The organism is Pseudomonas sp. H3_D04 (assembly GCF_054669175.1).
The window spans coordinates 4,876,504-4,888,014 of the sequence record NZ_CP162801.1 but is presented as its reverse complement, the minus strand read 5'-3'; the positions used below and the strand labels follow the sequence as shown (position 1 = coordinate 4,888,014).

8 protein-coding genes and 1 pseudogene are annotated in these 11,511 nt (G+C 61.8%); 7 read left to right on the top strand and 2 right to left on the bottom strand.

Translation table 11 applies throughout. The annotated features are described in order from the left end of the window. Positions 1 to 7 precede the first annotated feature (7 nt). The 4 genes and pseudogenes from ampD to AB4N91_RS22645 all read left to right on the top strand — a co-directional run bounded on the left by ampD (position 8) and on the right by AB4N91_RS22645 (position 3,760). On the top strand, positions 8 to 583 hold the full coding sequence (ampD, locus tag AB4N91_RS22660; protein WP_010463469.1) for a 1,6-anhydro-N-acetylmuramyl-L-alanine amidase AmpD: 576 nt from the start codon (positions 8 to 10) through the stop codon (positions 581 to 583). Further along, complete coding sequence (ampE, locus tag AB4N91_RS22655; protein WP_010463467.1) at positions 580 to 1,416, top strand: regulatory signaling modulator protein AmpE; 837 nt, start codon at positions 580 to 582, stop codon at positions 1,414 to 1,416. Before ampD ends, ampE begins: the two co-directional genes overlap by 4 nt. 346 nt (positions 1,417 to 1,762) lie before the next feature. Next, positions 1,763 to 2,854: pseudogene (locus AB4N91_RS22650) on the top strand (methyl-accepting chemotaxis protein); the annotation flags it as partial. After that, positions 2,831 to 3,760: a methyl-accepting chemotaxis protein gene (locus AB4N91_RS22645; protein WP_370655176.1), complete on the top strand. Its 930-nt coding sequence runs from the start codon at positions 2,831 to 2,833 to the stop codon at positions 3,758 to 3,760. The pseudogene AB4N91_RS22650 and the gene AB4N91_RS22645, both read left to right, overlap by 24 nt. A gap of 128 nt (positions 3,761 to 3,888) precedes the next feature. Here AB4N91_RS22645 and AB4N91_RS22640 read toward each other — a convergent pair whose 3' ends face one another. Continuing rightward, positions 3,889 to 4,665, bottom strand: a complete 777-nt coding sequence (locus tag AB4N91_RS22640; RefSeq protein WP_154911888.1) for a TatD family hydrolase — start codon at positions 4,663 to 4,665, stop codon at positions 3,889 to 3,891. 3 nt (positions 4,666 to 4,668) lie between these two features. Further along, positions 4,669 to 5,664 carry a catabolite repressor/activator gene (gene cra / locus AB4N91_RS22635; protein WP_010463461.1) on the bottom strand — a complete coding sequence of 332 codons (996 nt, stop codon included), beginning with the start codon at positions 5,662 to 5,664 and terminating at the stop codon, positions 4,669 to 4,671. Positions 5,665 to 5,955: 291 nt separating this feature from the next. Between cra and ptsP the strand changes: the two genes are divergently transcribed. The 3 genes from ptsP to AB4N91_RS22620 are packed head-to-tail and all read left to right on the top strand — an operon-like array spanning position 5,956 to position 11,509. Further along, positions 5,956 to 8,817: a phosphoenolpyruvate--protein phosphotransferase gene (gene ptsP, locus AB4N91_RS22630; RefSeq protein ID WP_145309759.1), complete on the top strand. Its 2,862-nt coding sequence runs from the start codon at positions 5,956 to 5,958 to the stop codon at positions 8,815 to 8,817. Continuing rightward, complete coding sequence (gene pfkB / locus AB4N91_RS22625; RefSeq protein ID WP_010463457.1) at positions 8,817 to 9,758, top strand: 1-phosphofructokinase; 942 nt, start codon at positions 8,817 to 8,819, stop codon at positions 9,756 to 9,758. The genes ptsP and pfkB overlap by 1 nt, the downstream gene beginning before the upstream one ends. Positions 9,759 to 9,769: 11 nt before the next feature. Continuing rightward, the gene (locus AB4N91_RS22620; protein ID WP_154503041.1) at positions 9,770 to 11,509 is read left to right on the top strand and encodes a PTS fructose-like transporter subunit IIB; all 1,740 of its coding nucleotides are present in this window, start codon (positions 9,770 to 9,772) and stop codon (positions 11,507 to 11,509) included. Positions 11,510 to 11,511 lie beyond the last annotated feature (2 nt).

The following is an 11,511-nucleotide window of genomic DNA, read 5'->3' as shown; positions in this document are numbered from 1 at the left end:
AACCTGTATGCAGTTGGACCCCGCGAGCGGTTGGTGTCAGGGCGTGCGTGTATGCCGCTCGCCCAACTTCAATGCGCGCCCCTCGGGCGAAATTTCCCTGCTGGTGATCCACAACATCAGCCTGCCGCCAGCGCAGTTCGCCACCGGCAAGGTGCAGGAATTTTTCCAGAATCGTCTGGATGTCACGGAGCATCCCTATTTTGCAGGTATTGCTGACCTGCGGGTGTCTGCGCACTTTCTGATCGAACGTGACGGCACCGTCACTCAGTTTGTCTCTTGTCTTGAGCGCGCCTGGCACGCCGGTGTCTCGAGTTTCGAGGGGCGGGAGACCTGCAACGATTTTTCTGTGGGCATCGAACTTGAGGGCACGGATGATCTTCCGTTCGAGGACGCCCAGTATCAGGCGTTGACGACTCTGACCCGACAACTGCAAAGCACATTTACGGCGATCACGGCGCAACGCATCTGCGGGCATAGCGACATCGCACCGGGGCGCAAGACGGATCCGGGACCCGCGTTCGACTGGGCACGCTACCGCGCCGCCTTGGCAAAAGCCGCTTTGGAACAAGAGGAACAACGATGAGTTTTCTGGTGTTGCTGTTGGCCGTCTGGATCGAGAAATTCTCGGCCTTGCGCCATCGGGTCCAACGTGACGGCGGTTGGGTGCGTGAACTGAACAAGCTTGAAGTCAGCCCGCGCCTGATTGATCGGCCATGGCTGGTATTGGTGGTGCTGGTGTTGTTGCCGGTGGCGCTGCTGGGTTTGTTGCTGGTGGTGCTTGAGCCGGTGGCCTACGGGTTGCTGGCATTGCCGGTGCACCTGCTGGTGGTGATTTACAGTCTGGGTCGCGGCGATTTGCTGGCCGGCCTGGGACCGTTTCGCGATGCCTGGCGCCGGGAAGACCTGCAAGCCGCCGCCCATGTGGCGAAGCGCGACGTGGACATCTGCGCCGATAGCGGCGAGCAACTGCTTGAGCGGGTCGAAGGGCATTTGCTGTGGGAGGCGTACCAGAGCTTTTTCGCGGTGATTTTCTGGTACTTCGTGCTGGGCCCGGTCGCCGCACTGAGCTACCGGCTGCTGGCGCTGGCTGAAGAGCACGGGCAGAACCCTGCTGTGGTCGAGCGCGCTGCACAGTTGCGTCATGCGTTTGATTGGGTGCCGGTGCGTCTGTTGGCGGCCAGTTTCGCGCTGGTCGGAAATTTTGTCGCGGTCAGCCGCGTCATGCTGCATGAACTGCTGAACTGGAACATCAGCGCTGCCCAGTTGATCGAGAAAGTTGGCCTGGTGGCTGGCGAAATTCCTGCACCGGTCGTCGGACCGGATGGTATCAACAGCCTGGACCGGATCTGGGAACTGCTGCTGCGAGCGGCGGTGCTCTGGTATGCAGGTTTTGCGTTGTGGACGGTCCTTCCGTAAACCAACGGCTGTTTTACGTGAACGTCTTTGTGGAGAGGGGGCTTGTTCCCGCTGGGCGCGCAGCGCCCTCAAACGGCCAGGCGAATATGTCAGGAAAACCCGCTCGCCTGCATTGCGTCTGCTTCGCAGACGAGCGGGAGCAGCCTCCCTCGCCACAAGATGATCATCGATCTCAAGTCCGGCGATCTGCCGTTAACCTTAAGTTACAAAACCCTCAGCCGATTTAAGCTATACAGGGATAGCGCTGAATAGTGGCTATCTGCCGTCGACCCGCGCCTGCCAATAAAAATAAGAATCAAAAGGGAGACTTCCAGTGAAGAGCTTGCTCTATCCCGCCGTCGCGCTGATGAATCGCCTGAGCTTCGGCATGAAGTTCAGCCTGATCAGTGTGCTGTTCCTCGTGCCGATGCTGGTGACCAACTTCTATCTGGTCCGCGACTCCTATCGTGAATTCCAGGGCACACAAGTCGAGCTGCAAAGCCTCGACCTGCTCGGCAGCAGCCTGACCCTGCGGCGTGATCTGGAAACCCTGAACAACCTGGTGCAAATCAACGTCACCCTTGGCCAGTCCGGCAAGGCCGGTAATGTCGAGACGAAGATCAGCACTCTGGAGCAAAGTGTTCTGGCCCGCCTGCAAGGGCTGACGGCGATGACCACTGATCCGGAGCAGATCACGGTTTTCGATGGCAAGCGCGATGAAATGATCGCGGCGTTCAAGGCCCAACAAGCGGAAAACTCCCTGCAAAGCAAAAGTGGGATGATCGGCAAGTTGCTCGGCAGCGCGCAGATTTTCAGCCAGATCATTGCCAGTCAAGCCGGCCTCAGCCGCGATACCCAGAGCGACATGCGTCAGCTCAGCGAACTCATTACCAACGTCACTCCGCCTGTGACGCAGATCCTGGGCGACGGCCGGGCGATGGGTTCCTATTCGCTTGGGCAAGGTTTTCTGAATTCGTCGTCGAGCACCCGATTTGATGAGCTGCTGGCGCAGATCGAAAAGCTCCAGGGCGAATACGGTCTGAAGCTCAATGATGCATTGGGCTCCAGCAAAGCGGCGCGTGACACCCTGGCCGCCCAGGCCGAGAGCAGCAAGGCCTCGCTGAAAAAGGCCAGTGAACTGTTCGAAGAACAGGTGGTGATGGCCGACACCCTCGATGCGCCATGGCAGGCCTTTTACGACCAGGTCACCGGCCTGATGGACCAGACCTACCAACTCAACGAAGCCACCCTGGCATTCCTCGGCACCCAGTTGCAGCAGCGACTGGAGCAGAACCGCACCCATATGATCTTGCAGGCCGTGGCGCTGTCGGTGGTGTTTGTGTTGATTTTCTACCTCTACGGCGGCTTCTACGCCTCGACCCGCACCACCCTCAAACGTCTGGGCGCGACGCTGGACAAAGTTGCAGCGGGCGACATGACCGTCACCTTCCGGGCCGAAAGCCGCGATGAGTTGGGCGAGTTGGGCGAGGTGTTCAACGGCACCGTGAAGAAAATCCATGACCTGATCGAGCGGGTAGGCCAGACCGTCAACGAGGTCGAGCGCCAGGCCGGACAAGTCGAAAGTGTCTCTGCCCAAAGCAACCAGGCGGTGGCGGGGCAGCGTTCGCAGATCGAGCAGGTCGCCACGGCCATGAACCAGATGTCTGCCACCTCCCTTGAGGTGGCGCGCAGTGCCGCCGCAGCAGTCAGCAGTGCCCACAGCGTCAACGACGAAACCATCAGCGGTCGCGGCCTGGTGGCGTCCCAGCAGGGCAGCATCGCGCAACTGGCCAGCGAGATCGATCAGTCGGTGCGGGTGGTCAACCAATTGGCCAGCGACAGTCAATCTATCAGCCGCGTGCTGGAAGTGATCAAGAGCATCGCCGAGCAGACCAACCTCTTGGCGCTCAACGCCGCGATCGAAGCCGCTCGGGCCGGTGAGCAAGGGCGTGGTTTTGCGGTGGTGGCCGATGAGGTGCGGACCCTGGCCAAGCGCACTCAGCAATCGACCGAAGAAATCGAGCAGATGATCACCAAGCTCCAGAATGGTGTCGGCGCGGCGGTGAAAGCCATGGGCGTCAGCCATCAGGTGGCCGATGGCACCGTCGGGCAGTCGGAAAAGGTCCAGCAGGCGCTGGAAAACATCCTCGGTGCCGTCGGAATGATCGTCGACCAGAACCAACAGATCGCCGCCGCGGTGGAGCAGCAGACCGCGGTGGCCCACGACATCGACCAGAACATCGTCGAGATCAACCGCGCGGGTGAACGTACCGCCGAAGGGGCGCACCAGACCGAGGATGCCAGTCGAGCATTGTCGGCCCAAGTGTTGGAACTCAAACAATTGATCAGCGCGTTCCGGGTCTGACGGCACACAAGGATCAAATGTGGGAGCGAGCCTGCTCGCGATAGGGGTGCGTCAGTCAGTAATGATGTCGACTGACACACCGCTATCGCGAGCAGGCTAGCTCCCACAGGTTTTAGTGCAGGGCTTATTTACCAGTTGAACAACTCGCAGGCATTGGCCGTGCTCGCGGCCGCCAATCGCTCGGGGCTGATCGCCATGATGCCGGCCAGCGCCGAGCAAATCGCCGGCAGGTGCGCCGGGCTGTTGCGTTGACCGGGAAACATGGCGGGCGCCATGTCCGGTGAATCGGTTTCCAGCACCACTGATTCCAGGGGCAGGTCAGCGAAGACGCGGTGCATGCGCAGCGCCTGCGGCCAGGTCGCGGCGCCGCCCAGGCCCAGTTTGAAACCGAGCTTGATGTATTCGCGCGCCTCTTCCTTGCTGCCGGCGAAGGCATGAATGATGCCCGCGCGTTTCAATCGAAACCGTTTGAGCGTGGCAATCACCGCGGCATGGCTGCGCCGCACATGAATCAGCGCCGGAAGATTGAAGTCCACCGCCAGTTGCAGTTGCGCGTCGAACAAGGCCTGCTGGCGCTCACGGTCGAGGGTTTCGATGAAGTAATCCAGACCGATCTCGCCCACGGCACACAATTGCCGATGACCCGCCAGGCGGGTCAGCCAGTCACCGAGTTCGAGTAAATCGTCAGGGCGATGCTGGTCCAGGTACACCGGGTGCAAACCGAGCGCCGCATGCAGGTCGGGATCGCTTTGCACCAGGTCCCAGACCCGCTGCCAATTGCCCTGATAAACCCCCAGCACCACCATTCGCCGTACCCCGAGGGCGCGGCTTTCGGCGAGCAGCGCCGTGCGGTCCTCGTCGAAGTCCGGAAAATCCAGATGAGTGTGGCTGTCAATCAGCTCCACGGTTCAGTCCTGGCGAATACGCTGCTTGAAGGTCCGCGCGATGGCTTGCACGCCGGGTTGGTAGTCGGACTGCTCGATGGCGGCCAGCGCCAGCGCCAGCGCCTTGTCGGCAATCAACTGATGCTGCTGGGCCATGGCATTGACCGGCAGCGGCAAGAAGTCCAGCAACTGCGTGTCGCCGAAGGTGCCTAGGCGCAGCGGACGGGTTTTCAGCGGGAAGTCGTGCAAGGCATCGAACACGCCTTGAAGCAGCACGTAAGACGTGGTCACCAGCGCATCCGGCAAATGCCCCAGGCGCTGCAACAATTCCTCCATCAACTGCTTGCCGCACTCACGGCTGAACGATTCGCCGTGCTCGATCAGCACGTCGCCTTTGAACCCGCTTAACGCCTCCTTGAACCCGGCGGCACGTTCCTGGCTGATGCTCAGCTCGGGGCGGGCACCGATCAGCGCGATTTGCTTGGGCAGCGGGTCGAGCAGACTGCGGGTCAGTTGCAGGCTGGCCTCGCGATCATCGCTGATCACCGAACAGAAATGCTCGGGCTCCATCACCCGGTCGATGGCGATGATCGGAATGCCTTTGGCCTGCAACAGACGATAACTGTCATCACCGGCCGGCAGGCAACTGGCGACGATCAAGGCATCACAGCGCCGGGCGCGGAACAGTTGCAGCAATTGCCGCTCACTGTCCGGCGCATCGTCGGAACTGGCGATCAGCAATTGATAACCGCGCGCCCGGGCGCCTTGCTCGAGCAGTTTGGCGATTCTTGCGTAACTGGGGTTTTCCAGGTCCGGCAGAATGAAGCCCAAAGTGCGGGTGTGCCGACTGCGCAGCCCCGCCGCCTGAGGGTTGGGCGTGAAGCCATGTTGTTCGACGACCGCACGAACGCGCTCGACGGTGGCACTGCTGATACGTTGCTGCTCGGCCTTGCCATTAATGACATAACTGGCGGTGGTAACGGACACACCGGCCAACTGTGCGATATCACTGAGTTTCAACTCGGGATTTCCTTGTTTGTTCGAGCTTGCCCCGACATTTTCGACAATCCTACCCGATTCGGGCAGACGACCATTGTCGCAACGCTTCCGACAAGTTGGACTTCAAGGATGGGACATAATCGAGTAACGTGCCAATCATTCTAGATTAAACGTTTCAGCAAGCGTATTTTCTACGTTATAAGCGCATTTGGCCGGTTCTGCCGTGAAACCGCCAAAAATGATGACGAAGCGCCTAAGCTGGAATCATCCAAAACAATACCTGGCGCCCACAGACGCCAAAAAGGAGAAAGCATGCTCGAGCTCACCATAGAGCAGATATCCATGGGCCAGTCGGCTATGGATAAGTCCGAAGCCTTGCAATTACTGGCCGGGCATCTGGTCACCGATGGCCTGGTGGCCGAGGGTTATCTCGCCGGTTTGCAGGCGCGGGAAGTCCAGGGCTCGACCTTTCTCGGTCAAGGTATTGCCATCCCCCACGGTACGCCGGAAACCCGCGACCAAGTGTTTTCCACCGGTGTGCGGCTGATGCAATTCCCCGAGGGCGTGGACTGGGGCGACGGCCAGATCGTTTACCTGGCGATCGGCATTGCCGCCAAATCCGATGAACACCTGCGACTGCTGCAACTGCTGACCCGTGCCCTCGGAGAAACCGACCTGGGCCAGGCCCTGCGTCGCGCCAGTTCCGCCGAAGCCTTATTGAAACTGCTGCAAGGGGCACCGCAGGAACTGGCGCTGGATGCACAAATGATCGGCCTTGGTGTCTCCGCCGATGACTTCGAAGAACTTGTATGGCGCGGCGCGCGTTTGCTGCGCCAGGCCGATTGCGTGAGTAACGGGTTCTCCGCCGTCTTGCAACAGGTCGAAGCGCTGCCGCTGGGCGATGGCTTGTGGTGGCTGCACAGCGAACAAACGGTCAAGCGTCCGGGCCTGGCGTTCGTCACGCCGGACAAGCCCATGCGCTACCTCGGCCAGCCCCTCAGTGGCCTGTTCTGCCTGGCCAGCCTCGGCGAGGCGCATCAGGCTTTGCTCGAACGCCTGTGTGCGCTGCTGATCGAAGGCCGTGGCCATGAATTGGGTCGCGCCACCAGCAGCCGTAAAGTCCTTGAAGTGCTGGGCGGTGAACTGCCGGCGGACTGGCCGAGCGCACGTATTGCCTTGGCCAATGCCCACGGTTTGCATGCCCGCCCGGCGAAGATCCTCGCGCAGTTGGCGAAAAGTTTTGAAGGCGAAATCCGCGTGCGCATCGTCGATGGCCAGGACAGCGCCGTGTCGGTGAAGAGCTTGAGCAAACTCCTCAGCCTCGGCGCCCGGCGCGGTCAGGTATTGGAGTTCGTCGCTGAACCGAGCATCGCCGCCGATGCCTTGCCAGCCTTGCTGGCCGCCATCGAAGAAGGCCTCGGTGAAGACGTCGAGCCGTTGCCCGCCGTGAGCCAGCAGCGCGAGGTGTTTGCCGATGTCGCCGAAGTGCTCCTGGCGCCAGCGTCCGGCAGTCTGGTCCAGGCCATTGCCGCTGCACCGGGCATCGCCATTGGCCCGGCGCACATTCAAGTGCTGCAAACCATCGAATACCCGTTGCGTGGCGAGTCTGCCGCCATTGAGCGTGAACGTCTCAAGCAGGGCTTGGTGCACGTGCGCCGCGACATCGAAGGCTTGATCGAACGCAGCAAATCCAAAGCCATCCGCGAGATTTTCATCACCCACCAGGAAATGCTCGACGACCCGGAATTGACCGATGAAGTCGACACCCGCCTCAAGCAAGGCGAAAGCGCTGAAGCGGCGTGGATGGCTGTGATTGAAGCGGCGGCCAAACAACAGGAATCGTTGCAGGACGCCTTGCTCGCCGAACGGGCTGCCGACCTGCGCGACATCGGTCGTCGGGTGCTGGCGCAACTCAGCGGCGTCGAAACCCCGAGTGAACCCGATCAGCCGTACATTCTGGTGATGGACGAAGTCGGCCCGTCCGACGTTGCCCGTCTCGATCCGACCCGTGTGGCCGGCATTCTCACGGCCCGTGGCGGCGCGACCGCTCACAGCGCGATTGTCGCCCGGGCGCTGGGCATTCCGGCCTTGGTCGGCGCCGGTGCGGCGGTGTTGCTGCTGGCGCCGGGCACGCCGTTGCTGATTGATGGTCAGCGCGGTCGCCTGCATGTGGACGCCGACGCGGCAACCTTGCAGCGCGCCACTGAAGAACGCGACACCCGCGAACAACGCCTGAAAGCCGCCGCCGAACAACGCCATCAACCGGCGCTGACCACCGACGGCCATGCGGTCGAAGTGTTCGCCAACATCGGCGAAAGTGCCGGCGTGACCAGCGCGGTGGAGCAGGGTGCCGAAGGCATCGGCTTGCTGCGCACTGAACTGATTTTCATGGCCCATTCCCAGGCGCCGGACGAGGCCACCCAGGAAGTCGAATACCGCCGCGTCCTCGACGGCCTGGCCGGTCGTCCCCTGGTGGTTCGCACCCTCGATGTCGGTGGCGATAAACCACTGCCGTACTGGCCGATTGCGAAAGAAGAAAACCCGTTCCTCGGCGTGCGTGGCATTCGCCTGACCTTGCAGCGTCCGCAGATCATGGAAGCGCAATTGCGCGCCTTGCTCCGTGCAGCGGACAACCGTCCGTTGCGGATCATGTTCCCGATGGTCGGCAGCGTCGATGAGTGGCGCCAGGCGCGGGACATGACCGAGCGTCTGCGTCTGGAAATCCCGGTGGCTGATCTGCAACTGGGGATCATGATCGAGGTGCCATCGGCGGCCTTGCTGGCGCCGGTGCTTGCCAAGGAAGTCGACTTCTTCAGCGTCGGCACCAATGACCTGACTCAATACACCCTGGCCATCGACCGGGGGCATCCAACCTTGTCAGCCCAGGCTGACGGCTTGCACCCGGCGGTGCTGCAACTGATCGACATCACCGTGCGCGCGGCCCATGCCAACGGCAAGTGGGTCGGCGTGTGCGGCGAGCTGGCAGCCGATCCGCTGGCGGTGCCGGTGCTGGTCGGTCTCGGCGTGGACGAACTCAGCGTGTCCGGTCGCAGCATTGCCGAGGTCAAGGCACGCATCCGCGAACTCAGCCTCAGCCAAACCAGAATTCTCGCCCAACAGGCCCTGGCCGTGGGCAGCGCCAATGAAGTGCGCGCATTAGTGGAGGCCCTGTAATGGCCAAAATCCTGACCCTGACGCTCAACCCGGCGCTGGACTTGACGGTGCAGTTGCCGCGCCTCGAGCCCGGCCAAGTCAATCGCAGCGACGAAATGCACACCCACGCCGCCGGTAAAGGCGTGAACGTGGCGCAGGTGCTCGCCGACCTCGGCCATCAGCTGACGGTCAGCGGTTTCCTCGGTGAGGACAACCTTCAAGCGTTCGAAACCCTGTTCGCCAAACGCGGTTTTGTCGATGCGTTCATCCGGGTGCCCGGTGAGACGCGCAGCAACATCAAACTGGCGGAAAACGATGGGCGGATCACCGACATCAACGGTCCGGGGCCGATGGTCAATGCGACGGCTCAGCAGGCGCTGCTGGATCGACTCGAGCAGATTGCGCCCGGTCATGACGCGGTCGTGGTGGCCGGCAGCCTGCCGCAAGGGATCAGTCCTCAGTGGTTGCAGGCGTTGATTGAGCGTTTGAAAAACCTCGGTCTGAACGTTGCCCTCGACAGCAGCGGCGAAGCCTTGCGTGCAGCGCTCAAGGCCGGCCCGTGGCTGATCAAACCGAACACTGAAGAGTTAGCCGACGCGCTGGGCTGCGAGGTGATATCGGTGGCGGCACAAGCCGAAGCGGCGAGCCGTTTGCACGCTCAAGGCATCGAGCATGTGGTGATCTCCCACGGGGCCGATGGCGTGAACTGGTTCAGTGTCGGCTCGGCGATGCACGCCACGCCGCCCAAGGTCAGTGTCGTCAGCACCGTGGGCGCGGGCGATTCGTTGCTGGCCGGCATGCTCCACGGTTTGCTCAGTGCCGACACGCCTGAACAGACCCTGCGCACCGCCACGGCAATCGCCGCGATGGCGGTCACGCAGATCGGTTTCGGAATTGGCGATGTCGCGCAGTTGGCGCGGCTCGAACAGGGCGTGCGCATCCGCACCCTGACAGAACAATAAGAGGGTTTGTCATGAAACTAGCCATTGTTACGGCCTGCCCGAACGGCATGGTCACCAGTGTGCTGTGCGCCCGTTTGCTCGATGCAGCGGCCCAGCGTCAGGGCTGGAGCACCAGCGTCGAAGTGGTCGATGCCGCGCATCCGGAACGTCAGCTGTCGGCTGCCACGATTGAAGCGGCCGAGTGGGTGCTACTGGTCACCAGTGCGCCGGTGGAGATGTCGCGATTCGTCGGCAAGAAAGTGTTCCAGAGCACGCCCGCGCATGCCCTGCAGGATGTCGAAGCGGTGCTACGACGCGGGGCTGAAGAAGCTCAGGTGTATGTCGCGCCCGAAGCTGTCGAGCAACCTGCTACCACCGTTCAAAACGCGCCACGCCTGGTGGCGATCACGGCGTGTCCGACCGGTGTCGCTCACACGTTCATGGCAGCCGAAGCCTTGCAGCAAGCAGCCAAGCGTCTGGGCTATGACCTGCAAGTGGAAACCCAAGGCTCGGTCGGTGCGCGCAATCCACTCAGCGCTGCGGCGATTGCCGATGCCGATGTGGTGCTGCTGGCGTGCGATATCGAAGTCGCCACCGAGCGTTTTGCCGGCAAGAAAATCTACCGTTGCGGTACTGGCATTGCGTTGAAGCAAGCCGAGGCGACGCTGAATAAAGCGCTGGCCGAAGGCAAGCAGGAAACCGCGTCGACCGGTGCCAAAGGCCCGGCCAAACAAGAGAAGACCGGCGTCTATAAACACCTGCTGACGGGCGTGTCGTTCATGCTGCCGATGGTGGTGGCGGGCGGTCTGATGATCGCCTTGTCGTTCGTGTTCGGCATTTCCGCATTCAAGGAGGAAGGCACACTCGCCGCCGCACTGATGCAGATCGGTGGCGAGACCGCGTTCAAGTTGATGGTGCCGCTGCTGGCGGGTTACATCGCCTACTCGATCGCCGACCGTCCGGGCCTGGCGCCGGGGATGATCGGTGGCCTGCTGGCGAGCACCCTCGGTGCCGGTTTTATCGGCGGGATCATTGCCGGTTTCATTGCCGGTTATGCGGCGCAGGCGATCAATCGTTATGCGCGCTTGCCGCAAAGTCTTGAAGCACTGAAACCGATTCTGATCATCCCGTTGCTGGCGAGCCTGTTCACCGGCCTGGTGATGATTTACATCGTCGGCAAACCGGTGGCGGGGATGCTCGAAGGGCTCACGCACTTCCTCGACAGCATGGGCACCACCAACGCGATTCTGCTCGGTGTGCTGCTCGGCGGGATGATGTGCGTCGACCTTGGCGGGCCGATCAACAAAGCCGCGTATGCGTTCTCGGTGGGGCTGCTGGCCTCGCAAAGTTATGCCCCGATGGCCGCGACCATGGCCGCCGGTATGGTGCCGCCGATTGGCTTGGGCATCGCCACGTTTATCGCACGGCGCAAATTTGCCCAGACCGAGCGCGAGGCCGGTAAAGCGGCGCTGGTATTGGGGCTGTGTTTCATCTCCGAAGGGGCGATTCCGTTTGCCGCCAAAGACCCGTTGCGAGTGATTCCGGCGAGCATTGCCGGTGGCGCGCTGACCGGTGCGTTGTCGATGTATTTCGGCTGCAAACTGATGGCGCCGCACGGTGGGTTGTTTGTGTTGGCGATCCCGAATGCGATCAACCATGCGCTGTTGTATCTGCTGGCGATTGTGGCGGGGAGCCTGCTGACGGCGGTGGCGTATGCGCTGCTCAAGCGGCCGGAAGCTGTTGAGATGGCACTCGAACCCGCCAAAGCCTGACA